Origin of the sequence: Aeromonas sp. 600282 (assembly GCF_049175755.1) — a bacterium.
Classification (GTDB): domain Bacteria; phylum Pseudomonadota; class Gammaproteobacteria; order Enterobacterales; family Aeromonadaceae; genus Aeromonas; species Aeromonas veronii_A.
Genome location: NZ_JAAKVR010000001.1, coordinates 354,259 through 379,202, shown reverse-complemented (window position 1 = coordinate 379,202; position 24,944 = coordinate 354,259). Strand labels below are relative to the sequence as shown.

Below are 24,944 nucleotides of genomic sequence, written 5' to 3'. Positions count from 1 at the left end.
CTCAGGGCAGCAGGCTCTTGACATCGATGGGCTTGGCTTCGTTTTCGGCATCCCCTTTCGGCTTGCCGTCGATGGCCATCCCGCTCATGCGGTAGAAGTTGTAGTCCGGGTATTTGCCGGGCCCGCTGATCAGCAGATCTTCCTTCTCGTACACCAGATCCTGGCGGCGATACTCACCCATCTCGAAATCCGGTGTCAGCTGGATGGCAGTGGTGGGGCAAGCCTCTTCACACAGGCCGCAGAAGATGCAGCGAGAGAAGTTGATGCGAAAGAACTCCGGATACCAGCGACCATCTTCCCGCTCGGATTTTTGCAGCGAGATGCAGCCGACCGGGCAGGCAACTGCGCAGAGGTTGCAGGCCACGCAGCGCTCGTCCCCGTCGGGGTCGCGGGTCAGCACGATACGGCCGCGGTAGCGGGGGGCGGCATAGACTGCCTGCTCCGGATAGTTGAGGGTCTCACGGGGCCGCCAGGCATGGGAGAAGACCATGGCCAGGCTGCGTAACTGGGTGCCGACACCCTGAATAATGCTAACAATTTTCATATTGAGTGCCTCACTGCGTACTTATCAGTACAACTGCCGCGGTGACCAGCATATTGATCAGGGTCAGCGGCAAGCAGACTTTCCAGCCAAACGACATCACCTGGTCAAAGCGCGGGCGAGGCAGGGAGGCCCGCAGCAGGATGAAGAACACCATGAAACAGGCGGTCTTCAGGGCAAACCAGATGAAGGGGGGCAGCCAGGGGCCGTGCCAGCCACCGAAGAAGAGGGTCACGATGAGCGAGGAGATCAGCACGATGCCGATATATTCGCCCACGAAGAAGAGACCCCACTTCATCCCCGCATACTCGATGTGATAGCCGTCGGCGAGCTCCTGCTCGGCTTCTGGCTGATCGAACGGGTGACGGTGGGTGACGGCGACACCGGCAAACAGGAAGGTGACAAAGCCCAGGATCTGGGGCACCACGTTCCACAAGTCTGCCTGTGCCTCGACGATATCCCGCAGGTTGAAACTGCCGGTCTGGATCACAATCCCCATCAGCGACAAGCCCAGGAACACCTCGTAGGAGAGGGTCTGAGCCGAGGCGCGCAAGCTGCCGAGCAATGAGTATTTGTTGTTGCTCGACCAGCCGGCGAACAGCACCGCATAGACCGCCAGCCCTGCGATGGCCAGGATGTAGAGCAGCCCCACATTGAGATCAGCCACGCCCCAGGTGGGGGTGATGGGCACCACCGCAAACGCCAGAATAAAGGCAGTGAAGGCGATGATGGGGGCCAGGATAAAGATCCGCCGATCAGCGAACGGCGGGATCCAGTCCTCCTTGAAGAACATCTTGATCATGTCGGCGGCCAGCTGGAGCAGACCAAACGGCCCCACCCGGTTGGGGCCGTAGCGATCCTGCCACAGGGCCAGCAGACGGCGCTCGATGAAGCTCATGAAGGCGCCAGCCCCCACGATCCCCACCAGCACGATCAGTGCCTTGCCCACCTCCAGCAACAGATCGATCAGCGACTCGCTCATGCGATCACCTCCTGCAGGTTAGTGATTGAGGCTTGTTGCAGGGCCGTTGGCAGGCCGTTCACCCCAAGGGGGAGTCCCACCAGACCGGCGCTCAGCTGATCGCTAAGCCGCAGACGCAGTTGCCAGTGGCTACCGCCCCAGGAGAAGGAAACCTGACTGCCCCCGTGGAGGGCCAGACGCTGCGCATCAAGGGGATTGAGCACCAGCTCGGGTTCGTTCATCCGGGCCTGAATGACCGGGCTGCGAGCGGAGAGCTCCTCGCCGCCAAACAGCTGGGCGTAATTGACCACTTGCAGCGCCTCTGCGGCCTTGAAGGGGGCGGGGATGGTGGTGAACCAGCCGAGCAGCTCCTTGCCTTCTGCCTGCGGGTCTGTTGCTTCCAGCAGACGGCGACCCGGATCGCCAGCACGCAGTTTGCCACCCACTTCATCCTGGAACTTGTTCCAGGCGGAGGGAGAGTTCCAGCCCGGTGCCCAGGCGAACGGTACTTGCGGCAGCGGCTGACGGGCTCCGGCATACCCTTCCATGGAGAAGTTGAAGGGGGAGTCGGGATCTTGCGCTACCCGCGGCTCGCTGACGTTCTGATCCGCCAGCATGGAGGTGCGACCACTGTAGCGGTGTGGCTCACGGGCTAGCCGCATGCCACGGATCCGCAAGCCTGCGTTGGGCGCCGCTTCCAGCATGGTAGCCAGCAGCGGATTGCTGGTGGCACAGTCATGGTTGACCTGGTCGAAGTTCTGCCAGCGCAGCGGCTTGCGTTCGATCGCCCCTTGCAGCGCCGCCAGCCAGCGCCACCCTTCACGCACCTGAATATCGGCGTTGTAAAAGGCGGGGGCATAGACCTGGAAGAAGCGCTGGGCGCGCCCTTCCATGTTCACCAGGGTGCCATCGGCTTCGGCAAAACTGGCCGCTGGCAGCACCAGATCAGCCTTGTTGGCGGTCGGGGTCGCCTGATGGTCGATGACCAGCAGGTGCTGCAGCCGTGCCAGCGCCGCATCCACCCGGTTGCGCGGCGCGCGGCGGTAGAGATCGTTCTCCAGAGTGACCAGCGCCAACCCCTCCTCGGCCTCGATACGTGCAAGGGCGGCTTCGAGCGACTTGTCTGACAAGGTTTGAGCGCCCAGCATGGCCAGACCCAGCGAATTGGCCTCCTGGCCAACCAGTGCGATGTTGGCTTCCTGTCCACGGCCTTTCAGGGCGCGGGCAATGTTGCTGGCCGCCTCAAGCAGCGCCACATCGCGGGCAGTGGAGCCAGCAATGATGAGCGGCTTCCTGGCGTTGCCGAGCAGCTCGGCCCAGCGAGTCGCTTGTGCCTGCTGCTCGGGGCAGAGGTCGGCCACGGCCGGTGCTGCCGGGTCGAGCAGGTTGGCGATGGCAAAGCCAAGGCGCGCCTGATCGGCATAGGGGGCGTGCAGCTTGTCGGCCGCCACATCGTCCAGACGGGTGGTGTCGAGGCTGGTGATGAGCAGTGGGTAGCGCTCGTTCTGACCCAGGGTCTGAACGGCGGCGACTTGCCACAGATCCACCTTCATCTTGCGGGCCAGCTCGCGAGCCTTGCCCTTGACCGACTGACGCAGCGCCAACGCGATACGGGCTGCGCTCATGGTGACATCTTCGCCGAGCACCAGAATGGCGTCTGCCTCTTCCATGTCCCGCAGGCTCGGAGTCGGCACGCCGCCCTGTTGCAGGATCTGCAGCATCTTCAGCTGACAGGCCCACTCGGCCTGCTCGACGCCTGCGTAGAAGTTGTCTTCACCCACCAGCTCGCGCAGGGCAAAGTTGCTCTCCAGCGAGGCGCGGGGCGAGCCGATGCCGATGAGGTCGCGGGCCGTGCGCAGGGCATCGGCGGCTCGGTTGAGGGCGCCATCGACTGTGATGGTCAGCTGGTCGTTGCCATCTTTGAGCAGCGGCTGGCGCGGGCGATCAGCCAGGTTGACATAGCCATAGCCAAAGCGGCCACGGTCACAGAGGAAGTAGTGGTTGACGCTGCCGTGGAAGCGGTTTTCGATGCGGCGCAGCTCGCCGTAACGCTCGCCCGGACTGATGTTGCAGCCCACGGAGCATTGCTGGCAGATGCTGGGGGCAAATTGCATGTCCCACTTGCGGTTGTAACGTTCGGAGTGGGTCTTGTCGGTGAAGACGCCGGTGGGGCAGACCTCCACCAGGTTGCCGGAAAATTCACTCTCCAGGGTGCCATCCTCGACCCGTCCGAAATAGACGTTGTCGTGGGCACCATAGACCCCGAGATCCTCGCCACCGGCATAATCCTTGTAGTAGCGGACGCAGCGGTAGCAGGCGATGCAGCGGTTCATCTCGTGACCGATGAAGGGGCCCAGCTCCTGATTCTGGTGGGTGCGTTTGGTGAAACGGTAGCGACGGCTGTTGTGGCCGGTCATCACCGTCATGTCCTGCAGGTGGCAGGCGCCGCCCTCTTCACACACCGGGCAGTCGTGGGGGTGGTTGGTCATCAGCCACTCCACCACGCTCTTGCGAAATTCTTTAGCCTCTTCATCCTCGATGGCGATGTAGCTGCCATCGGTGGCCGGGGTCATGCAGGACATGACCAGACGACCGCGTTTGTCATCGGCATTCTGATACTGTTTGACCGCACACTGGCGGCAGGCGCCAACGCTACCCAGCGCCGGATGCCAGCAGAAATAGGGGACGTCCAGACCCAGCGACAGACAGGCTTGCAGCAGGTTATCTGCTCCGTCTACCTCGTACTCTTTGCCGTCTACATAAATGGTTGCCATACAACTTCCCTGAAACCTGTTTTGTGAAATCTGTGGTGTCGTTACCAGCGCTCGCCCAGCAGATTGGGCTGGATCCCTTTGACCGGCTTGCGGTTGTCGCCGCTGCCTTTGATCCCGGCCTCGAATTCGGAGCGGAAATATTTGATGGCGCTGGCGAGCGGCTCGACGGCGCCCGGTGCGTGGGCGCAGAATGTCTTGCCCGGGCCAAGGAAACCGCAGAGTTGCTCCAGGGTCGCCAGATCGCCGGATTGTCCTTCGCCACGTTCCAGTGCCCGCAGCAGCTTGACGCTCCAGGGCAGGCCGTCGCGGCAGGGCGTGCACCAGCCGCACGACTCGCGGGCGAAGAACTCCTCCATGTTGCGCAGCAGACTCACCATGCTGATGGAGTCATCCACCGCCATGGCGAGGCCGGTCCCCATCCGGGTGCCGACCTTGCCGATACCGGCGGTATACATCTGGGCATCGAGGTGCTCCGGCAGCAGGAAACCGGTGCCCGCGCCGCCCGGTTGCCAGGCTTTCAGGCGATAGCCGCTCTTCATGCCGCCGGCGTAATGTTCAAACAGCTCGCGGGCGGTGATGCCAAACGGCAGCTCCCAGACCCCGGGGTTGTTCACCTTGCCGGAGAAGCCCATCAGCTTGGTGCCGTGATCTTCCGAGCCCGGCAGCGCCAGCCCGTGATACCAGGCGACCCCGTTGCCAATAATGGCGGGGACGTTGCAGAGGGTTTCGACGTTGTTGACGCAGGTGGGTTTGCCCCAGACGCCGGAGACGGCGGGGAAGGGGGGTTTGGCGCGCGGGTTGGCACGGCGCCCTTCCAGCGAATTGATCAACGCCGTCTCTTCACCACAGATGTAGCGGCCGGCGCCGGTGTGGACGAACAGCTCGAAGTCAAAACCGGATCCCAGAATGTTCTTGCCCAGTAGACCGGCGGCCTTGGCCTCTTCCACCGCACGGCGCAGGTGGATGGCAGCATCTACATACTCGCCGCGCAGGAAGATGTAGCCGCGATAGGCTTTGAGCGCCCGGGCACTGATGATCATCCCCTCGATCAGCAGGTGGGGCAGTTGCTCCATCAGCAGCCGATCTTTCCAGGTGTTAGGCTCCATCTCGTCGGCGTTGCAGAGCAGGTAGCGGATGTTCATGCTCTCGTCTTTGGGCATCAGCCCCCACTTCACGCCAGTGGGGAAGCCCGCGCCGCCACGCCCCTTGAGACCGGCATCCTTGACGGTGCTGACGATCTCGTCCGGACTCATCTGGCCGAGCGCCTTGCGCACCGCTTCATAGCCCTGTTTTGCCTGATACTCCTCCAGCCACACCGGCTGGCCGTCATCCCGCAGCCGCCAGGTGAGCGGGTGGGTCTCGGGGGCTCGCGGGGTGCGATTGGCGGTGCCAAGAGAGGCGAGGATCTTGTTCTGCGGCAGGCTCATGGGTAAGCCTCCAGGGTTTTCAGCAAGGTCACCGGATCGAGGCCGCCATAGGTGTCGTCATCGATCATGATGGCTGGCCCCTTGTCGCAGTTGCCAAGACAGCAGACCGGCAGCAGGGTGAAGCGGCCATCCGGGGTGGTTTGACCGGGGCCGAGGTTCATCACCTCCTTGAGACCGGCCATCAGATCTTCATGGCCATTGATGTAGCAGACCATGCTGTCGCAGACGCGGATAATGTGGCGCCCCACCGGCTGGCGGAAGATCTGGCTATAGAAGGTGGCGACCCCCTCCACGTCGCTGGCGGGAATGCCGAGCTCGGCCGCGATGGCGTGAATGGCGCCGTCGGGTACCCAGCCTCTGGCCTGCTGCACGATCTTGAGCGCTTCGATGCTGGCGGCGCGGGGATCTTCGTAGTGGTGTTTCTCGTGTTCGATGGCATCGCGTTCAGCCTGGCTCAGAACGAAGTCGTCCTGTTTGCTGCTGCATGCCCCTTGCCCCTGTGGGGTCTGATTATTGTGACACTGACATTGCTGGCTCATGACTTGACCTTTGGTGGCTTGTCCTTTTACTGCTCGTCCGGCGATCCCGATTCCCGGCCATGGCCGGGATGGCGGATCACTTAACGGTCCACATCCGACATAACAAAATCGATACTGCCCAGATAGACGATGAGGTCCGACACCATGCTGCCCTTGATCACCGAGGGGATCTGCTGCAGGTGAGCAAAGCTCGGGGTGCGGATCCGGGTCCGGTAGCTCATGGTGGAGCCGTCACTGGTCAGGTAGTAACTGTTGACCCCCTTGGTCGCCTCAATCATCTGGAACGACTCGGCAGCGGGCATCACCGGGCCCCAAGACACTTGCAGGAAGTGGTTGATCAGGGTCTCGATGTGCTGCAGGGTGCGCTCTTTGGGCGGCGGGGTGGTGAGGGGGTGATCCGCCTTGAAGGGGCCCTCCGGCATGTTCTTCATGCACTGTTCGATGATCGACATGCTCTGGCGGATCTCTTCGATCCGCACGGTGGCTCTGTCGTAGGCATCGCCATTGCTGCCGACCGGCACTTCAAAGTCGAACTGATCGTAACCGGAGTAGGGGCGCCACTTGCGTATGTCGAAGTTGAGGCCGGTGGCGCGCAATCCGGCCCCCGTGGTGCCCCAGGACAACGCCTGCTCGGTGGTGTAGGCAGAGACGCCTATGGTGCGACCGCGCAGAATGCTGTTGCGCATCGCCGCTTTTTCGTAATCCATCAGCCGCTTGGGCAGCCAGCTCAGCAGGTTGTCCTGCACCAGCCGTTGCCATCCCTTCGGCAGGTCGTGGGCCACACCGCCGATACGGAACCAGGCCGGGTGCATGCGGGCACCGGTGATCGCTTCGATGATGGTGTAGATCTTCTGCCGGTCGGTGAAGGTGAAGAAGACCGGGGTCATGGCCCCCACGTCCTGGATATAGGTTCCGAGGAACAAGAGGTGGCTCTGGATGCGAAACAGCTCCGCCATCATCACCCGGATCATGTCGACCCGCTGCGGCACCTTGATGCCGGCCAGCTTCTCGACCGCCAGCACATAGGGGAGGTTGTTCATCACCCCGCCCAGATACTCGACCCGGTCGGTATAGGGGATGTAGCTGTGCCAGGACTGGCGCTCACCCATCTTCTCGGCACCGCGATGGTGATAGCCGATGTCGGGCACGCAGTTGCGGATCTCCTCGCCATCGAGCTGCAACACCAACCGGAAGGCGCCGTGAGCAGAGGGGTGGTTGGGGCCGAGGTTCAAGAACATGTAGTCCTCGTTCTCGTTGCCGCGGGCCAGCCCCCACTCTTCCGGTTTGAACAGCAGGTTCTCCTGCTCCATGTCCTGTTTGGCGGCATCGAGCATGAAGGGATCGAATTCGGTGGCGCGCGCCGGGTAATCCTTGCGCAGCGGGTGACCCTGCCAGCTCTTGGGCATCATGATGCGGGTCAGATGGGGGTGGCCATCGAAGGTGATGCCCATCAGATCCCACACTTCCCGCTCGTACCAATTGGCATTGGGGAAGTGGTTGGTGATGGTGGGAAGATGCAGGTCACTTTCGGCCAGCGCCACTTTCAACATCACATCGGCGTTACGGTCGATGGAGATGAGGTGATAGAAGACGGTGAAATCGCTCTGGGGCAGACCGTCGCGATGGCTGCGCAGCCGCTCATCGGTGGCGCTGAGATCAAACAGCATCACAAACGGGGAGGGCACCTTGCGCAAAAAGCCCATCACATCCTGCAGCAGTTCGCGGGGGAGCCAGACCACCGGCACGCCGGTGCGTGTGGTCTGCACGGTGAAGTGCTCGGCCCCGAAGTGGGCAAACAGTTCGCCAATGACTTTGGCATCCTTGTGGTCGCTGGGCTGCCACTGGGCCATGGCGTAATTGCTGGGAAAATCACGAGTCAGTTTCATGGTCAGATCTCATCCGGCGTGCGCAGGTTGGTCACATTGATCCGTTCGCCGCGCTTGCGCTCTTTTTCGGCCTGCATCTGGGGACGGTAGATCCCCTGATCGCCCACCACCCAGGAGAGGGGGCGGCGCTCTTTGCCGATGGAGTCCTGCAGCAGCATCAGGGCTTGCAAAAAGGCTTCGGGACGGGGCGGGCAACCCGGAATGTAGACGTCTACCGGCAGGAACTTGTCTACCCCCTGCACCACGGAATAGATGTCATACATGCCGCCGGAGTTGGCACAGGCCCCCATGGAGATCACCCACTTGGGTTCGAGCAACTGTTCATACAGGCGCTGGATGACTGGCGCCATCTTGATGAAGGGGGTCCCTGCAATCACCATGAAATCGGCCTGACGGGGCGAAGCGCGGATAACTTCGGCGCCGAAGCGGGCCACATCGTGGGGGGAGGTGAAGGCGGTACACATCTCCACGTAGCAGCAGGAGATGCCGAAGTTGTAAGGCCAGAGGGAGTTTTTGCGGCCCCAGTTGACTGTGTCTTGCAGCACCTCCTCGAGGCGGCCCATCATGATGCCGCGCGTCGCTTCTTGCGCCAGTGGGTCATCGACGGTCTGGCGCTGCTCCTGGGGGTAGCGCTCAACGGGTGCATCCGGGTCAATCCGGGTCAGGGTGTACTTCATGGTGCAACCTCAAGGAAAGGGTCTGTGGTTCAATCACTGTTTTTGTTGTTCAGCTGCGGTTTGCGCGGTGACCAGTCCAGTGCGCCGATGCGCCAGAGGTAGATCAGGCCGATAAGCAGCAGTCCGATGAAAATGGTGGCTTCAATAAAGCCGACCCAGCCGCTCTCCCGCACGGAGACAGACCAGGCAAACAGGTAGAGCGCCTCGACGTCGAAGATGACGAAGAACATGGCGACCAGATAGAACTTGGCGGAAAAACGCAGGCGGGCACTGCCGACCGAGTCGACACCAGATTCAAATGGCTTGTTCTTGGTGCGGCCGTAGGCGCGACCTCCCAGCAGGGCGGCGAGGCCTATCATCACCAGGCAGATGGTGATGGCACCGATGACATAAATGGCAAAAGCCCAATGTTGAGCAGAAATATCAGCAAACATAGAGGTTTTTCCTAACCAAATTAATCAAGTGACTTAACAATAGTGTTACGCATTATGACACTTTCGCACTGATTTACATGTCATTTTTACGGGTTAATTATTAATCGGTTAACCGGTAATTAAATTTTGTTAAGAAGCGCACTTTTTTGTTGGTTATGGCGGGCGGGAAAGGCCTGTAAAGCGCAGAGAGCTGCTCCTCGTTATCACCTGAAAGGGGTATGTCGCGGGCGAAGCCGGATCAGGTCGGTATCGCGGGCAGGGGGCACAGGCGGGAGAAGAGCGTGATGGCGGGTGAGGTAGGGGGGCGGCAAGAGCAATAAAAAGAGAGGCTTTCAAGCCTCTCCTGTCATCGCGTTCCGGTTTCGAGCGTGGGGCGGTCAGGGTTTATTGGCGACCAGCAAGACCTGATCCGGGTAGGCGCCAATGGAGCGAAGACCGATATCTCCCGAGGTAATATCCAGATACGCCCGCTGACCATTGGCGGAGGTTACCGTGCTGCTCATCAGATAGACATAACCCTCATTGACCTCTTTACCGCCCCCCGCCATGGCGCGCGGGAAAATGGCTTCATTGAGAGAGGGCTTGTAGCAGGCATGCTCGACCAGGGTCGCCAGCTCCTTGATGTCGGGCAGACGCCACTGGCTGATACCGCCGAAGTGATAGAGAGCATGGCTGCTGTCACTGCGGATCCGCTCCGCCACTTGCAGCCCCTGCTGCCAGTAGTAAACGGTCGGTTCCCCCAGGCAACTGCTGCCACTCCATGTCTGCCCCAGTTTGCAGCGCATCCAGGTGAGGCCGGTGTGTTGATCCGTGACGGTGCCGTTGCCATGGTCAAGAAAACGGGCAGAGGGGGCGGTGCGATCCATGGTGTCATCACAAATGGCAGCACCGTGGGCCAGGGGGGCCAGCAGTGCCAGCATGGCGAACGAAAAGCGATAAAGGCTCATGATATTCCTCGGATTATTGGGGAGTGGCGACCAGTCGTACCTGCATCAGCTCGATATAGGTATCTTGCTGCACCAGCGCGGGATAGGTGGTGCCTGCATCTTCTCCCAAGAGCAGGACTGTGCGTTTGCTGATGGGGCCACCGGAGAAGCGCTGGGCGGTGTTGCTGGTGGCGCTCCAGTAGTAGCCATGGTAGGTGTCATCTTCCGAGGAGGCGATATCCGGGAAGTAGCGGGTATCCACGATGATGCGCTGACCCAGCGGGTCCTTGGCCAGGCTACCGTAGTGCATCAGTGACATCAGCTCACCCATGGTGGGCAGCCGCCACTGGCTGATGCCGCAGCGCTGCTCGCCATTGAGCCACTGCTGATACGCGCGGGTGGTCAGCATGGTGGTCAGCGCCTGTGCCCGGGCGAGGGCCGCCAGATCTCCTTCGGCGGTGAGCTGTTCGATCCTCTTATGAATATGCTGGTAGGCCGCTTGCTGCTCGCCTGCGGTTGCGGTGAGTTGCTCATCCTCATAGGCAAAGGGTCTGCTTTTCCAGGCCGGACTCAAGGGATCATCCGATTTGACCTCCCACACCAGACCGGTATTGAGATCCTTGACGCACTGCCAGCTCGGCGCGTTGTCGGGGAGAACCTGACCGCGATCATCGAGTTTACGATAGGCAAGTTGGGGACGGGTGCGATTCCAGCTGGCATCTTGTCCCGGATAATCGGCAGGTTCCCGTTCCAGCAGCGGATCGTTGCCATCACTGAAGGTGGTGACGCCGCTGACGGTCAGCAGGTTGCGTGGCTGTTGTTGCGCCAGCAGGGTAAGCAGTTCGCTTTGGGTCTCTTCGGTAAATTGGCCGTGGCGCTGCCACTCCTGAGCCAATTGCCCCAGCATCAGGCTGATGGCGCGATAGCTGGTGGTAAGCAACTGGGTCTCTTTGGCGTTGGCAAGGCGGGTTCTGGCCTGTTGCTGCAAGCTGATCGCTATCTGCTGCAGCCCCTGATCAAACTGGCCGAGACTTGCGAGGGCGGCGCGGTCGCTGCCCGGTTGCAGCGGCGCGAGATCGGTCAGCAGCTGGGTCAGTGCGCGATCGGCGGCCATCCCTTCGGCAATACGGCTCTGCCACAGGGTGCTGAGCAGGGTCGGTTGCAGCCGTTGTGGATCCCCTTTGGCGGCCGGATGCGCCAGCAGCAGGCCTCCGCTCCTCGGTACGAACAGCAGGGGCGAGTTGACGATGTTGGCCGAACCGCTGATAAGGGCCACAGCGCCTTCGCCGCTGACGGCTGGGTCGGCGGGATCACATTGCCAGTTCTGATCCAGATCGGCGCACAGGGTGCCGGCTGCAGGTAGGGCGACATCGACCCGGTAGTCCGGGATCGCCAGTGGTGCGCTATCTTCCCCGCCGCCACAGGCGCTAAGCAGAGCTGAGAGGGTTGCAATAACCAGTACGGATGATTTCACTTCACATTCCTTGATTCGGTCACAGGTTCACGGGGGCGGTGACCCCCGTGGTACAGGGTTCAACGGCGCAGGGGGATCCGGCGCCAGAGGCGGGGCCACAAGGCCAGCAACAGCAGCAGAGGAGAAGTGCTGCCGCCGCCCCCCTCATCTTGCTCAAGGGGGATGATGCCGGTGTTGGGCAAGGCTTCATCCTTGCTGCAGCGAGCCCCTACCTGCTGGGCGACCCGCCAGCTGCGCAGTTGGCCGCTCTCCTCTGGTTTGGTGTCGTTGATTTCCAAGAGCCAGCGGCCGGCGAGTGGTTCGCCGTGCAGCTTATCCAGCGATTCGAACGGTACTAATTCATGGGGGTACTCACCTTTCAGCCGGGTATGGTTGGCAAAGCCCTTGTTCCACAGGCTGATCCGGGTGCCGTAAGGGGAGGTGAGCCAGATCTCCAGCTGCTCCAGCTTGCTGTGCTCCAGATCGAGGGCGACCACGAATCCGCTGTCGATGCGGGCCTTGCTCTCGGGCAGGGTGAGAGTGAAGCGGGACAGGCCGTGCCGTTCATCGCTCACCGCATCCTTGATCTGGCCACCCTGGCCGATGGCCCGCTGCCAGAGCGGTTCACCGATCGGCAGTTGCAGGTCAAGGCGGGTCTGGCGCTCGGTGGGGCTGGGCAGGGTGAGCTGGAACTGCAGCGGCAAGGTGACTGCCTCGCCACAGGTCAGGTTGCTCGCTGCTTCCAGCGGCAGGGTCCAGCGGGCGGTGCCATCGGCGTTGAGCTCTCCTTGCCAGTGACCATCACCCATGAGCCCCTTGCTCGGGAGCAGGTTGGCGTCAGCCACGGTCAGGGGGCGGCCGCTCTGGTTGGTCAATTCGATGGCGAGGCTCTTTTTCTCCCCGAGCAACAGGTAGCTGTCATCGGCAAGGCGGGCCGCGATGGGCGTGGGCAGCAGGGCGTGGTGGCGGAAGGCCTGCTCCAGCAGCTTGCCATAACTGCGATCCGGATAGAGGCGGTTGGCGGTATCCACGGTGACCCGCGCCAGCTGGGGCATCCGCACCTGCGGGCCGAGGCCGAAGTGGGATTCAATCAGCAGGGTATCGAACTCGTCACGGGCTACCTCGCCATACTGTTCAACGGCCTGGCGCAGCGCGGTGAAGAGCGGGGTGCCCCACAGCTGGTCGCCGTTGCTGCCGTTGATGGTGAGGTGAGCCGGATAGAGGAAGCCCGGATGATAGCGCGCCCGCAGATCATCGAGCTGACGGGGCGTCCGGCCGCTGATCCTGGCATCCCAGTTGAAGACCATGAAAGGCTCGAACTGGCGGGCTTCGGGACTGCGCTGGCGCCAGCTGGCGGCCAGATAGTCGCTAAAGCCCTCGCCGATGGCGCCCCAGTCACCCTCTTCTCCCATGTCGGGCAGGATATGGTGCTGCACCGCATGGCCAAACTCGTGCCAGATCACCATGGGATCTTCCGCATCGGGTACCCCTATCCGGCCAATTTCCAACCGGCGCAGGAAGGGGTCATAGAGGGAGTTGTCCTGCTCCCCGGCATCGGTATCGATGGCCAGGGGGCCGCCCATCAGCGTCGGGTAGCCAAGGGATTCCACATGGCGCTGTGCCAGATCCAGATGGTAGTAGCCATTGATATCGAGGAAGGCGGGCTGCTGGTGATCCAGCTGGAAGCCATCGGCATCAGGGCTGCTAAAGGGGGCAGTTTCCGGTTCCGTGCCATCCACGACCCGGGCGCGTGGGCCACTTAGCTGGTAGGTGTCATCCACCTTTTGTACCCTGAGCGGGACGGTGCGATAGGCCCGGTTGTCCAGCACCAGATCGTGGCGCCACAGCAGGTTGCCATCTTGCAGTTGGGTGCGTGGGTCTAGGGCAAAGATGCGGGCCTGCACCGTGGCCGCTTCCCCTGCCAGCGGGGCCGCTTCGGCACGGGTGCTGGCCTCTTGCAGCGTGCGCCCCAGCAGGGCGCTGCCATCGCAGGTGACAAACAGTTGCCAGTGGCTGCTCTTGCTGTTGCCCGGCTGGCTTTCCACCGCCAGCAGACGCCAGGCCGCAGTCAGGGTGTCGCCATCCTGCCAGTACCAGGGCTGGGCTTCGTCACTGCCAGCGAATTGCCACACAGTACCATCCAGCGTGGCGGTATAGGCATCCACCCCGGCGCGGCTTGCTTCATCACATGGAGCCGCCTGTGCCTGCATCAGCCGGGTATTGTGATAAAGGCGCCACGGGCGACCCTGCTCATCGAGACTGACGGCGGCCATCAGGCCGGCGATCGGTGCGCCATTGAGCTGCTGGCGATAATGCAGATAGTGGCCCAGCTTGCCTTGGCGCTGATAGGCCGGGGCATCACTCAGGGTGACGCCGAGCTGCTGTTCGAGCCAGAGGCGGGGATCGGCCGGGGCGTCCTGTTCGACAAAACGCAGTTCGGCGGCCTCGGTGGCAAAGCCAGCCAGCCCCAGCAAGAGGGCGGGCAACAGGGGTTTCATAGTGGTACTCCCAATCAGCGGCAGGGTCATTGATTGATCCCCGCCAGATGCAACAAGAAGGCAAATTCACGAGCCCGATCGCCGCCACCAGCGCGGTGGCCACCCTCCAGTTCGGTCAGCAGCAGGTAGGGTCCGGAGCCCGTGCTGTGCTCCCGCAGGCGAGCCAGCCACTTGACCGGCTCCCAGTAGGGGACCTGGCTATCGTGCAGGGCGGTAGTGACCAGCAGGGGCGGGTAGGGGGCGCGGTGCAGGTTGTCGTAGGGGCTGATGCGGCGCATCGCCTGATACTCTGTGGGCTTGGCCGGGTTGCCCCACTCCTGATACTCCTGACGGGTCAAGGGGAGGGCAGGATCGCTCATGGTGCCGAGCAGATCGACGAAGGGAACCTGCAACACGGCGCCGCTAAAGAGTGTCGGTTGCTGGTTGAGGGCCGCAGCAACCAGCGTGCCCCCCGCGCTGCCCCCCATGGCAAACAGGGGCAGAGGAGCAGAGTCGGGCGACCAGTGGCGCAGGGCGTGACCGGCTGCGATAAAGTCGCTGATGCCGTTCTGCTTGTGGATGCTCCGTCCGTCGCGGGTCCACTGCTCCCCCAGCATGCCGCCGCCGCGCACATGGGCGATGGCGTAGACAAAACCCCGATCCAGCAGGCTCAACAGCTCTTTCTGGTAGTAGGGGCGCATCGGCGTGCCATAGGCGCCATAGCCGTAGAGCAGTACGGCGCGAGGGGCCAGATCCTTGCGCCACACCAGAGAGACAGGTACCCGGGTGCCATCGGCAGAGGTGATCCAGCGCCGCTCGCTCTGATAGGGCAATGCCTTGTCGTCACCGATGTGCCGGTCGTTGATCCACTGGCCGCTGGTCAAATCCAGCCAGCGCTGGCCGGGGGGCTGGCTCAAGCCCTGACTGCGCACCAGAATGCGGTCGCTGGCCGGGTCATGTTCTCCTTGCAGCCAGCCGGTTCCTGCGCCACTGGCCAGCGGCAGGCGCTGGCGTTCATGGCCGTTGCGATCGAGGAGGGCGAGCCAATCCTCCCCCTGCTGGCGAAACTGCACCACCAGATGGCGATCAAACAGCCGCCACTTCTCGGGATCGCCGAGATCCTCCCCTTTGGCGGGCCACAGGCGCTGCCACTCACCGAGCGGCGTGCTGGCTGAGTAGAGGGCAAACGCCCCCTCCCGGTTGCTCTTGATCACCCAGCCGGATTGACTGTCCAGATAGTATTCCACCCCGCGCTGGCGGGGTTTGACCTGCTGCGGCTTGCCCGAGTCGAGCAGGTATTGCTCCGAGCTGTCGTGGTTGTTGCCCTGCAACACCAGATGCTGGCCATCCGTGGTGCGATAGAGGCTGAGCAGCCAGGCGGGATCCTGCTCCTCATAGAGAGTCTGCTCCTGGCCATCCTGCCAGCCGCGCAGCTGCCAGGGGCGCAGGGTGTAGCGCTCGTTGGCGATGGTGTAGAGGGTGCGACCATCTTGTGACCAGGCGAGATCAGCGCTGCGCTGCGCCAAACTGGACAGCGCCTTGCCGCTCTGGAGATCGAGCAGGGTGACCTGATAGTCGAGATCGCCGCGCCTGTCTTCGGCGATGGCCAGCGTGCGGTTATCCGGGCTCAGGGCCCAGCCGCCCGCGTCGTAATAGCCCTCACCCGCTCTGGCGGGAAGCCGTTGCTGCACCTTGCCCCCGTGGCGTTGCCAGAGTGAGCCATCCGGGCGCAGCAGCCATGCCTGATCGCCGCGGACAAGCCAGTTCTCTGGCACAGATTCCCCCGCCGGATGACGGGCAAACTCGGCGCGCAAGGTTGCCTCCAGCGGCTGCTGCGCGGCGAGTTGCTGCTCGCTCCAGCGATTTTGCTGCTTGAGCAGGGCGAGAATGGCCGGGTTGCGACGGCTCTCGTCCCGCAACCAGAAGTAGGGATCCTGGCGTACGGGATTGCCTGAAATCAGGTGCGATTGGGACGGGATCGGCGGTGGCAGGGCCTCTTGCGCCCACGCCAACGGGGCGGCCAACAGGGCCGCCATGATTGCATGATGCTTCATCACATCCCCACGAAACGGTAGCTGAGGCTGGCTGACAGGTAGCGGCCGCTCTGGCTGTAGAGGGAGGTATCGCTGCCAGCCGGAAGTCCGGCCACATCCTGATAGCGGACGTAGCGGGTATCGAGCAGGTTGCCGATGGTGGCATTGACCTTGAGCGCCTCGGTGATCTGCCAGTCGCCGGTGAGATCCAGACTGAACCAGCCTGCGCTGCTCTGGCAGGCACCGTTGTAGCCAGTCTGCGCATTGGCGCACTGGGGCACCTTGGTCATGGCGGCGGCATAGTTGCCACTGAGCTCAACCCCCCAGTCGAGCTGTTGCCAGCGCAGGGTGGTGTTGCCTTCCAGCGGTGTCTGGGTGCGCAGCGGCTCGCCGCGGTGATCCTTGCCATCCATCCAGGCCAGATTGGTCGAAAGCTCCCACTCGTCGCTCAGCCAGAGGCTGGCGGCCAGCTCGGCGCCCCAGGTTTCTGCTTTGGCAACGTTGCGATATTGGCGCAGGAAGACACCGTCATCGAGGCGAAAACCGGTCTGGCGCCAGTCGATGAAGTTGTAGTAGCGGTTGTAGAAAACGGCCGGTTTGACGCTCCAGTTGTCGCTTTGCCCATTCACTCCCCACTCCAGACTGTGGCTGGTCTCCTCCTTGAGGTTGGGGTTGGCAATGATCTCGAACGGCGGCATGGCAAAGTAGTGAGGAATGTTGCCGTAAACCTGATCGTAAGCGGGGGCGCGGAAGCCGTTGGCATAGCTGAGCCAGCTGCGCCATGTCTCGTTGAAGCGGTAACTGGCCGCCACACTGGGGGAGATGTGGTCGCTGTGGTTCTCGGCCAGATTGCTGTCCGGTGCGCGCAGGCGCTGGCGGTCAAAGCGCAGGGTCGGGGTAAACTGCCAGTTGCCCAGATCGATCACATCGCTCAGCCAGATGCCATCGCGGCGGGTTTCGGCCTTGCTGAAGGGGGCTTTCTGTCCCTGGGTGGTGACGCCATCTTCCAGGGTCAGATTGCTGACCGGCCGCTCGTGGTTGGCCTGCTCCACTTCCACACCGTAGCTGAAGGTGTGATCCAGCGAGCCGGTGCCCAGCTTGCTCTGCAGCTCCAGCTCACTGCCAAGGCGCAGCTCCTCGAAGGTGGAGAGGGTGCGCTGGCTGCGATATCTGGGATAGCCGCTCAGGGCATCGTTGCGCAGCAACTGGCGCTGGTTGGCTTCGTTGCGTGACTGGTTGCCAAACAGGCTCCAGTTGAGGGTATCGATCATGCCCAGATCGTTGGCCTCCCAGCTGAACTTGCCGCCCTGGGTGTGCTGATCGCCATCTTCCTGAAAACCGACCACGTCCCAGCTGCCATCGGGTTGGGGCACCGCTTTGGGCCCCATCTGGCGTTTGGCGTGATCCTCGTAGTAGTCCAGCTCCAGCCGCAGAGCGTGATGGGCATTGAGGGGGAGGCGGCTGCTGGTGGAGGCACTCATGCCATCCAAATCAGCCGGAATGCGCTTCTCCTCAAAGTTGGCGGTTTCGTTGCCACGCCAGCCGGAGAGGCGCAACAGATGTTCGCTCTCCAGTGCCCGTACCGCGCCGGTCATGCTGAGCTTCTTCTTGTTGCTGTCGCCACCGTAGAGGGTTTTGGCCGCCAGATAGCTATCTTGCTGTTGCAGATAATCTTCCGGCTGCTTGGTATTCATCACCACGGTGCCGCCGATGGCATCGGAGCCATGCAGGGAGGAGCCGGCCCCCTTGGCCACCTCAATCTGCTTGATGTCATCAAGGTCGAAGTTGAAGCGACCCACCTTGTCATTGATGTTGTCGGCGCCAAAGCCGTCGCTGACGCGCCCCCCATCCTTGATCAGCAGGATACGGTTGCCCCCGATGCCGCGCACGCTGATGTTTTGCGGTCGCCCGGCAGAGCCGGTGACCGAGACACCGGGGATCTTGCGAAACACATGAGTCAGCTCGCTGGCGACCTGACGGTCCAGCTCTTCCTGGGTGATGACGGTGATGGAGCCGGAAACATCGGAGAGTTTCTGTTGTACCCGTTGCCCGGTGACAATGATGGTGTCGTCGCTGCGAGCCTTCTCCACAGGGGGGAGATCGGCCGCGCCAGCGGAGGCACACAGGAGTGCCGGCCATGCCTGAAGCAGTTTGTTCATAATGATAATTGTTTTTATTTAAGCCTGAGGGGCGGCATTATTGCAGAGGCCTGACCACTTGACAATAAATGGCAATCATTATCATTAAGATCTTATGGTGTTGATATTATTGAGCTATTTGTTTTTAAAAAGAGGCTCCCACGCGAGGCAGGAGCGGGGGGATCAGGGCTTGAGCAGTTGCAGCGACTCTTCTGCGGCCTTGCCTTGAGAGAGGGTGATATCGACCCGGCGATTCGCCTGGCGATGTTCAGGGGTGTCATTGGCAAAGCGGGGTTGAGTGTCGGCAACCCCCTGAGCGATGACTCGTCTGGCATCCAGCTGGGGGTTGGTCAGCATGGTCTGCACGATGGAAGAGGCCCGCAGCACCGAGAGCTCCCAGTTATTGCGATAAAGCTCCACCGGCGCCTGGGAGTTGTCGGTATGACCGGTGACCACTACTTGCCCCGGGATATTGGCCAGAATGCCTGCGATCTTGTTGACCAGCGGGATGAACTGGGGCTGCAGGAACGCCGAATCGGAGGGGAATAGCGCCTTCTCGCCGATGCGGATCACCAGTTGACTGCCGAGTTGCTCGACCTCGAGATCCTTCGATTCAATCTGGGCCTTGAGTTGCTGCTCAAGCTTCTGCTTGGTCACCTGCACCCACTCCTGCTCCTTGGTCTTGTGGGGCCAGGCTTCGGTGGCGCTCGGTTTTTCCGAGGCACCTATGGTCTCGTTGAAGGGGTCCGATGCCGCCATGGGGGCATCTTTTTCCAGTACAGTCTCTTCTTTCGGGCTGCTCGGCGTGGTCTTCGATTCCGGCTCGAGAATCCCTGTGCCCCCCTGCATCAAGGGTGAGCCGGCAGGCGGGGAGATGAGGCCGATTTTACCCAGCGACTCGATAAAGCCCTGGATAAGCACCCGGGTTTCGGACTGCTTGGCCATGGCAAAGGAGTAGAGCACCACAAACAGGGCGAACAGCAATGTCATGAAGTCGGCATAGGAGACCAGCCAGCGTTCGTGGTTCTCCGGCGCTTCAGCCTTTTTCTTTTTCGCCACCATGGCCTCCCAGATAAGGTTCGAGGGTAACTTGCAGGCGTGCCTGGGACTCGCCATCCACGATGCAGAGAATGCCGGTCAGGGTCATCTCCTTGTAGTGGCGGATCTGGTGGGCAAACCCTTTGTAACGGTTGCCGAACGGCAAGAAGATCAGGTTGGCGGCGGATACCCCGTAGATAGTGGCGATAAAGGCCACGGCGATGGCGCCGCCCAGCTTGTCGGGGGCATCCAGCAGACCCATGGCGTGGATCAGGCCAAACACCGCGCCGACGATCCCCATGGTCGGGCAGTAGCCGCCCATGGCTTCGTAGAATTTGACCGTCTGTTCGAGATCTTCCTGCTCGAACTCGATCTCGTTCTCCAGCACCTCGTGTATCTTGGTCTTTTCGTAACCATCAACCATCATCTGCACCCCTTTCTTCAGGAAAGGATCCTTGATCTCGTCGATCATCCCTTCCAGCGCCAGCATGCCGCTGCGGCGGGCGTTGCCTGCCAGGGTCTCCAGCAACTGGGCCTGTTCATGCATATCGAGCTTGAGGGGGGAGAGCAGCCATTTGAAACGCTTCATGGTGCTGCCGACGACGGAGAAAGGGAACTGGGTCAGCGCAGCACCTATGGTGCCACCGATCACAATGAGGAATGCGGGCAGATCGAGCAGTGCACTGGGGTGCCCCCCCTCGATCATGTTGCCGCCAAGGATGGCGATCAACGCCAGCACCAAGCCAATCAAGCTCATTTTTTACACGTCCCTGTATGGTGATAATCGCTAGTGTAGCTAGTTAAGTATCAGTTTTTCAAAATGATATCCAATCGCTGAGCAATTAATCGGCGTGGTATGTGGCAACGGGTGTGGCGCACAACGCTGGGGGGGCTGAGTGCTGTTATGGCATCTGTGGCTAGAGACTGATCCCATAAGAGCAAGGAGCGAAACAAGCAGTGCGCAATCATCCAGATCCGGGAATCCATGTCGCCCAATAAAGAGCTTCTCCTCTCGGGACCATGTCCTGGTGATTAGGTGAACGTGCTTATAAAGAAGGCGACCATAAGGTCGCCTTCTTGTTTCGTATTTTGCAGAGCATGGTTCGATGCCAGAGTGGCTATCAGAGCACCATGGCGGCAATCCAGCCGAAGATCACCAGCGGGATGTTGTAGTGAATAAAGGTGGGCACCACGCTGTCCCAGATATGGTCATGCTGGCCATCGGCGTTGAGGCCGGAGGTGGGGCCCAGAGTTGAATCAGATGCAGGTGAACCCGCATCCCCCAGCGCGCCTGCGGTACCGACCAGGGCGATGATCGCCATCGGTGAGAAGCCGAGCTGCAGACAGAGCGGCACATAGATGGTGGCGATGATGGGCACGGTGGAGAAGGAGGAGCCGATCCCCATGGTGATGAGCAGGCCAACCAGCAGCATCAGGAAGGCGGCGATCCCCTTGTGCTGACCGATGCCGGAGGCGACCACCTGAACCAGAGAGTCGACCCCGTGGGTCGCCTTCATCACGGCGGCAAAACCGGCGGCGGAGATCATGATGAAGCCGATCAGCGACATCATCCGCACCCCCTGGGTGAAGGCATCCTGGCTTTCGCGAAACTTGATGACGCCGCCGCAGGTGAAGATGACAAAACCGGCTAGCGCACCCAGTACGATGCTGTTGGTCATCAGTTGCAGCCCCAGCGCTACGCCAATGGCCAGCAGGGCCACCCAGATGTGGGTGAGGTTGAGCTCGACCGCTTCGGGCTCGGCATCCAGGATCTTGGCCAGATCGTACTGGCGCGGTTTGCGATAGCTGATGAATACCGCAATCAGCAGGCCCAGTACCATACCGGCAACCGGAATGGCCATCGCCAGCGGGATCTGGCTGGTGGTGATGGGCACGCCGTTATCGATCAGGTTCTTGGCCAGAATGTTATTCAGGAAGATGCCACCAAAGCCGACCGGCAGCACCATATAGGTAGCTGTCAGGCCAAAGGTGATGACACAGGCCACCTGACGACGGTCGATCTGCATCTGCGCCATCACATGCAGCAGCGGCGGGATCAGGATGGGAATAAAAGCGATGTGAACCGGGATCAGGTTCTGGGACGAGATAGCCACGGCCAGCACGGAAGAGAGCAGCAGGGTTTTGACCCACATGATGCGGGTCGAGCTGGCATCCTTGCCCAACTGGCTGATCACCTTGCGGGCCAGCAGGTCGGTGATCCCGGAGCGGGAGATGGCAACTGCAAAGGCGCCCAGCATGGCGTAGGAGAGGGCAATCTCGGCGCCACCGCCCAGGCCACCGCTGAAGGTGGTGAGGGTATCTGTCAACGACAACCCGCCCACCAGACCGCCCGCAATGGCACCCAGCGCCAGCGAGACCACCACATTGATCCGCAGCAGACTGAGCACCAGCATCAGCCCGACTGCGATAACAACTGGATTCATTTGATTTCCTTATAGTTTGTTATTGCTGTCTGTCATGTGAAGGGGAGTTAGTTTGCGAAAAATGTGACAAATGTCGAGAAAAAAATCAGTCAAACCCCTCATATTGCAGCAGCATGTGGCACAAGGTTGCTCAACCTGAGGGTTTGTGACCTGTTTGTCTCCGTGCATCCCGCGCTCAGCGGTGGATAGTGACCTTGATAGCGATTTCCGGTGCGCTGTGCAATCAATCACTTCCCCAAAAAGCGAAGGCTGCCAGTGGCAGCCTTCATCCGTTTATTCTTGTCCCTCATCATCGGTAGGGGCATCGGTTGTGTCATCATCCGGATGCGCAGGCGGCCAACCCCCCATGCTCTTCCAGCGGTTAACGATATGACAGAACAGCTCTGTGGTGCGTTCGGTGTCATAGAGGGCAGAGTGCGCCTCTTTATTGTCAAACGGGATGCGGGCGCTCTGGCACGCTTTGGCCAGCACGGTCTGCCCCAGCGCCAATCCGGAGAGAGCAGCGGTGTCGAAGGTGGCAAACGGGTGGAACGGATTGCGCTTGAGGCCAGCGCGCTCGGCGGCAGCCATCACGAAGCCGTGATCAAAGGTGGCGTTGTGGGCCACTATGATGGCGCGGCCGCAATCCTGCTCCTTCATCCCCTTGCGGATCCCCTTGAAGATCTCGGTCAGCGCCTCTTTTTCCGAGACAGCGCCACGCAACGGGTTGTAGGGGTCGATGCCGGTGAACTCCAGCGCGGCCTTTTCCAGGTTGGCCCCTTCGAAGGGCTCGACATGAAAGTGGAATATGTGATCGGGAACGAGCCAGCCCTGCTCATCCATTTTCAGGGTGTAAGCCGCGATTTCGAGCAGGGCATCGGTCTTGGCGTTGAACCCGGCTGTTTCAACATCGATGACGACGGGGTAAAAACCACGAAAACGGCCCTTGAGGGTATGAACTGCGTCGGTCATGGGATCTCGGTCGGGATAAAATGAGGCGGCATTATGGCAAAAAAGCACAGGCTTGTCCTCCCATCCCATTACAGGAAGCCGCTGCAGGATGGCGCAGGCTTCAGTATCTGTGCAGCCACCAGCGAGCGGCAATCAGCGCTGTGACAGTGCCAAGCAGGGCACTGGCCAGCACATCCACCGGCCAGTGCATGCCGAGTACCATGCGCGACAGGCCAACCCCCAAGGCCCACAGTGGTAGCAGCCAGACGCCAGCCGGGGCGCGGGCCAGCCAGATCAGGCCGAAGAACTGGGCCAGACTGATGGCGGCGATGCTGTGGCCGGAGGGGAAGGCGTAATTGACCTCCTTTTGCCAGTGGTGGCCGAGCCATTCTGGAAGGGCCAGCAACTGGCTGGCGGCATGAACCTGTTCACTGCGCACATTGATGCTACTGGCGTAGAAGTGCTTGATGGCCGGGATCAGCGACTGACTCTCAAGCCAGAGCAGATAGGGTCTGGGCTCTTCGGTCAGGTGTTTGATCAGGCTCTTGAGCACCCAGTCGCTGGCGAGCAGGGCTGCCAGCGCACACCCCAGTGCAATGAAGGGGGACAGCTCCAGTTTGAGTTTGTAGCGGGTCAGCAACAGCAAGAGGGCGCCACTGACCCCGATCCCGGGAATATCGACCATGCGGGTGAGGGCGTATGACCACCATAGCCAGCCTGATTGAAGTGAACCGGTCAGAAAAGGCTGCCAGGGCAATGTGGCGAGTAGTAACAGGGGCAGGATTAACAGGGCTGTGAAGCCAAGCACCTGACTGCGGGTGAGTGAGGCGGTTGACATTGGGAGCGGCGGAGCGTGTGGCGGCATGGTGGGTATGGGCGATCGCGAAAAAAGAGGGGCATTGTGCCACCGTGACATGCCCGGACAAAGCCGAGCAGCACGTTTGTTACCTCTGCTTACACATTTGTGGCGATATCCTCTGTTTGAGCGGGCGGATGGAGCGGCTGCCGCGCAATGTGGTCCCGTTTCGCGCCGGATTGCATCACAGGCTGAAATCTCAGGCGGCTTTGCGCTAGAATGGCGCCCCCGTGGCGGTTGTGACCAAAGAGAGCCCGATGAAGATAGTCGTTGATGAGAATATGCCCCATGCCGTGGAGCTGTTTGCCGAATTTGGCGAGGTGATCCCCTTGCCCGGACGGCAGATGCAGGCCCGCGATCTGCTGGATGCCGATGTGCTGCTGGTGCGTTCGGTCACCCGCGTCAATGGCGATTTGCTGGCGACCAGCCCCAAACTCGGGTTTGTCGGCACCGCCACCATAGGCACCGACCATGTGGACAAGGCGTTGCTGGCAAGCCGCAATATTCCCTTCTTCAGCGCCCCCGGTTGCAACAAGTATTCGGTGGGGGATTATGTGCTCTCAGCCCTGCTGGTGCTGGCGGAGCGTTACGAACTCGAGCTCTCGGCCATGACTTTGGCGGTGATTGGCGCGGGCAATACCGGCGAGTGTGTGGCTGGCAAGGCCGAAGCGCTCGGCATGCGGGTACTGCGCTGCGATCCACCCAAGGCGCGTAATACCCCCGATGCGGGCTTTGTCGATTATCAGACCGCTCTTGGCGCCGATATCGTCAGCTTCCATGTGCCCATTACCCGTGAAGGGCAGGATGCCACCTACCATCTGCTGGATGCCGAACAGATTGCCGCGCGCCCTGCCGGGCAGATCCTGATCAACGCATCCCGTGGCGAGGTGTGGGATAACCGGGCCCTGCTGGCGCGTCAGTTGGGCGATGCGCCTTTGCGACTGGTGATGGATGTGTGGGAGAACGAGCCCGAGCCACTGGCAGCGCTGGTGCCCCATACCGAGATTGCCACCCCCCATATCGCCGGTTACAGCCTGGAGGGGAAGGCTCGCGGTACCTGGATGCTCTATCAGGCGCTCTGCCAGCAGCTGGGGCGCCAGCCTCGTCAGGATTTGAGTCGGCTGTTGCCTGCCCCCGATGTGCAGGTGGTGGTGCCGGGCCGCGCACCGGATCAGGCGCTGATCAAGCAGCTGGTGCATCTGGTTTACGACGTGCGTCGCGATGATGCCCGTTTCCGGGCCCGACTCGGCTTGCCCGGCAGCTTTGACGAGCAGCGCAAACACTATCCAGAGCGCCGTGAACTATCCTCCCTGCAGGTTGAGGGGGCGTTTGCCGACCTGGCGCTGGGCGAGCTGGGATTTGCGCTGTCACGCCCCTGAGTTGGGGACTAGGAGTTGGAAGATAACCGGA

The 24,944-nt window shown here is 61.4% G+C and carries 19 protein-coding genes; 1 reads left to right on the top strand and 18 read right to left on the bottom strand.

The features are described from left to right. Nucleotide 1: 1 nt before the first annotated feature. The 18 genes from nuoI to G5137_RS01520 all read right to left on the bottom strand — a co-directional run bounded on the left by nuoI (nt 2) and on the right by G5137_RS01520 (nt 23,543). Complete coding sequence (gene nuoI / locus G5137_RS01605; protein WP_005337245.1) at nt 2-544, bottom strand: NADH-quinone oxidoreductase subunit NuoI; 543 nt, start codon at nt 542-544, stop codon at nt 2-4. 10 nt (nt 545-554) lie between these two features. Beyond that, nucleotides 555-1,523 (bottom strand): NADH-quinone oxidoreductase subunit NuoH, encoded by a 969-nt coding sequence (gene nuoH / locus G5137_RS01600; protein ID WP_005337244.1) that lies wholly within the window; start codon nt 1,521-1,523, stop codon nt 555-557. Beyond that, nucleotides 1,520-4,276: an NADH-quinone oxidoreductase subunit NuoG gene (gene nuoG / locus G5137_RS01595; protein ID WP_421254816.1), complete on the bottom strand. Its 2,757-nt coding sequence runs from the start codon at nt 4,274-4,276 to the stop codon at nt 1,520-1,522. The genes nuoH and nuoG overlap by 4 nt, the downstream gene beginning before the upstream one ends. Before the next feature lie 41 nt (nt 4,277-4,317). After that, nucleotides 4,318-5,703 carry an NADH-quinone oxidoreductase subunit NuoF gene (gene nuoF / locus G5137_RS01590; protein WP_421254815.1) on the bottom strand — a complete coding sequence of 462 codons (1,386 nt, stop codon included), beginning with the start codon at nt 5,701-5,703 and terminating at the stop codon, nt 4,318-4,320. Then, on the bottom strand, nt 5,700-6,242 hold the full coding sequence (gene nuoE, locus G5137_RS01585; RefSeq protein ID WP_042658436.1) for an NADH-quinone oxidoreductase subunit NuoE: 543 nt from the start codon (nt 6,240-6,242) through the stop codon (nt 5,700-5,702). Before nuoE ends, nuoF begins: the two co-directional genes overlap by 4 nt. Before the next feature lie 80 nt (nt 6,243-6,322). Beyond that, the gene (nuoC, locus tag G5137_RS01580; RefSeq protein WP_005337234.1) at nt 6,323-8,128 is read right to left on the bottom strand and encodes an NADH-quinone oxidoreductase subunit C/D; all 1,806 of its coding nucleotides are present in this window, start codon (nt 8,126-8,128) and stop codon (nt 6,323-6,325) included. Nucleotides 8,129-8,130: 2 nt separating this feature from the next. Next, on the bottom strand, nt 8,131-8,805 hold the full coding sequence (locus G5137_RS01575; protein WP_005344917.1) for a NuoB/complex I 20 kDa subunit family protein: 675 nt from the start codon (nt 8,803-8,805) through the stop codon (nt 8,131-8,133). A gap of 29 nt (nt 8,806-8,834) precedes the next feature. Continuing rightward, nucleotides 8,835-9,239, bottom strand: coding sequence for an NADH-quinone oxidoreductase subunit A (locus tag G5137_RS01570; protein ID WP_005344919.1), 405 nt, complete (start codon nt 9,237-9,239; stop codon nt 8,835-8,837). Between the two features lie 377 nt (nt 9,240-9,616). Next, nucleotides 9,617-10,186: a DUF1566 domain-containing protein gene (locus G5137_RS01565; protein ID WP_005351118.1), complete on the bottom strand. Its 570-nt coding sequence runs from the start codon at nt 10,184-10,186 to the stop codon at nt 9,617-9,619. 13 nt (nt 10,187-10,199) lie between these two features. Next, complete coding sequence (locus G5137_RS01560) at nt 10,200-11,639, bottom strand: DUF1566 domain-containing protein (RefSeq protein ID WP_421254814.1); 1,440 nt, start codon at nt 11,637-11,639, stop codon at nt 10,200-10,202. A gap of 59 nt (nt 11,640-11,698) precedes the next feature. After that, nucleotides 11,699-14,146, bottom strand: a complete 2,448-nt coding sequence (locus tag G5137_RS01555) for a proprotein convertase P-domain-containing protein (protein WP_421254813.1) — start codon at nt 14,144-14,146, stop codon at nt 11,699-11,701. Continuing rightward, nucleotides 14,143-16,149, bottom strand: coding sequence for a prolyl oligopeptidase family serine peptidase (locus G5137_RS01550; protein WP_421254812.1), 2,007 nt, complete (start codon nt 16,147-16,149; stop codon nt 14,143-14,145). Before G5137_RS01550 ends, G5137_RS01555 begins: the two co-directional genes overlap by 4 nt. Then, nucleotides 16,149-18,287 (bottom strand): TonB-dependent hemoglobin/transferrin/lactoferrin family receptor, encoded by a 2,139-nt coding sequence (locus G5137_RS01545; RefSeq protein ID WP_421254811.1) that lies wholly within the window; start codon nt 18,285-18,287, stop codon nt 16,149-16,151. Before G5137_RS01545 ends, G5137_RS01550 begins: the two co-directional genes overlap by 1 nt. A gap of 162 nt (nt 18,288-18,449) precedes the next feature. After that, nucleotides 18,450-19,328, bottom strand: coding sequence for a flagellar motor protein MotB (locus tag G5137_RS01540; RefSeq protein WP_181363243.1), 879 nt, complete (start codon nt 19,326-19,328; stop codon nt 18,450-18,452). Next, complete coding sequence (locus tag G5137_RS01535) at nt 19,303-20,061, bottom strand: flagellar motor protein (RefSeq protein ID WP_040067282.1); 759 nt, start codon at nt 20,059-20,061, stop codon at nt 19,303-19,305. Before G5137_RS01535 ends, G5137_RS01540 begins: the two co-directional genes overlap by 26 nt. Nucleotides 20,062-20,425: 364 nt before the next feature. Then, nucleotides 20,426-21,748 (bottom strand): Na+/H+ antiporter family protein, encoded by a 1,323-nt coding sequence (locus G5137_RS01530; RefSeq protein WP_005344933.1) that lies wholly within the window; start codon nt 21,746-21,748, stop codon nt 20,426-20,428. Nucleotides 21,749-22,021: 273 nt separating this feature from the next. Continuing rightward, nucleotides 22,022-22,699, bottom strand: coding sequence for a ribonuclease T (gene rnt, locus G5137_RS01525; protein WP_216953912.1), 678 nt, complete (start codon nt 22,697-22,699; stop codon nt 22,022-22,024). A gap of 100 nt (nt 22,700-22,799) precedes the next feature. Next, on the bottom strand, nt 22,800-23,543 hold the full coding sequence (locus G5137_RS01520) for a phosphatase PAP2 family protein (RefSeq protein WP_421231462.1): 744 nt from the start codon (nt 23,541-23,543) through the stop codon (nt 22,800-22,802). A gap of 248 nt (nt 23,544-23,791) precedes the next feature. Between G5137_RS01520 and G5137_RS01515 the strand changes: the two genes are divergently transcribed. After that, nucleotides 23,792-24,913 carry a 4-phosphoerythronate dehydrogenase gene (locus tag G5137_RS01515; RefSeq protein ID WP_421254810.1) on the top strand — a complete coding sequence of 374 codons (1,122 nt, stop codon included), beginning with the start codon at nt 23,792-23,794 and terminating at the stop codon, nt 24,911-24,913. Nucleotides 24,914-24,944 lie beyond the last annotated feature (31 nt).

What these genes read in the sequence shown, in the direction of transcription:
- nuoI (WP_005337245.1), bottom strand. Translation starts at nt 544, where the DNA reads ATGAAAATTGTTAGCATTATTCAGGGTGTCGGCACCCAGTTACGCAGC.
- nuoH (WP_005337244.1), bottom strand. Translation starts at nt 1,523, where the DNA reads ATGAGCGAGTCGCTGATCGATCTGTTGCTGGAGGTGGGCAAGGCACTG.
- nuoG (WP_421254816.1), bottom strand. Translation starts at nt 4,276, where the DNA reads ATGGCAACCATTTATGTAGACGGCAAAGAGTACGAGGTAGACGGAGCA.
- nuoF (WP_421254815.1), bottom strand. Translation starts at nt 5,703, where the DNA reads ATGAGCCTGCCGCAGAACAAGATCCTCGCCTCTCTTGGCACCGCCAAT.
- nuoE (WP_042658436.1), bottom strand. Translation starts at nt 6,242, where the DNA reads ATGAGCCAGCAATGTCAGTGTCACAATAATCAGACCCCACAGGGGCAA.
- nuoC (WP_005337234.1), bottom strand. Translation starts at nt 8,128, where the DNA reads ATGAAACTGACTCGTGATTTTCCCAGCAATTACGCCATGGCCCAGTGG.
- G5137_RS01575 (WP_005344917.1), bottom strand. Translation starts at nt 8,805, where the DNA reads ATGAAGTACACCCTGACCCGGATTGACCCGGATGCACCCGTTGAGCGC.
- G5137_RS01570 (WP_005344919.1), bottom strand. Translation starts at nt 9,239, where the DNA reads ATGTTTGCTGATATTTCTGCTCAACATTGGGCTTTTGCCATTTATGTC.
- G5137_RS01565 (WP_005351118.1), bottom strand. Translation starts at nt 10,186, where the DNA reads ATGAGCCTTTATCGCTTTTCGTTCGCCATGCTGGCACTGCTGGCCCCC.
- G5137_RS01555 (WP_421254813.1), bottom strand. Translation starts at nt 14,146, where the DNA reads ATGACCCTGCCGCTGATTGGGAGTACCACTATGAAACCCCTGTTGCCC.
- G5137_RS01550 (WP_421254812.1), bottom strand. Translation starts at nt 16,149, where the DNA reads ATGAAGCATCATGCAATCATGGCGGCCCTGTTGGCCGCCCCGTTGGCG.
- G5137_RS01545 (WP_421254811.1), bottom strand. Translation starts at nt 18,287, where the DNA reads ATGAACAAACTGCTTCAGGCATGGCCGGCACTCCTGTGTGCCTCCGCT.
- G5137_RS01540 (WP_181363243.1), bottom strand. Translation starts at nt 19,328, where the DNA reads ATGGTGGCGAAAAAGAAAAAGGCTGAAGCGCCGGAGAACCACGAACGC.
- G5137_RS01535 (WP_040067282.1), bottom strand. Translation starts at nt 20,061, where the DNA reads ATGAGCTTGATTGGCTTGGTGCTGGCGTTGATCGCCATCCTTGGCGGC.
- G5137_RS01530 (WP_005344933.1), bottom strand. Translation starts at nt 21,748, where the DNA reads ATGAATCCAGTTGTTATCGCAGTCGGGCTGATGCTGGTGCTCAGTCTG.
- rnt (WP_216953912.1), bottom strand. Translation starts at nt 22,699, where the DNA reads ATGACCGACGCAGTTCATACCCTCAAGGGCCGTTTTCGTGGTTTTTAC.
- G5137_RS01520 (WP_421231462.1), bottom strand. Translation starts at nt 23,543, where the DNA reads ATGCCGCCACACGCTCCGCCGCTCCCAATGTCAACCGCCTCACTCACC.
- G5137_RS01515 (WP_421254810.1), top strand. Translation starts at nt 23,792, where the DNA reads ATGAAGATAGTCGTTGATGAGAATATGCCCCATGCCGTGGAGCTGTTT.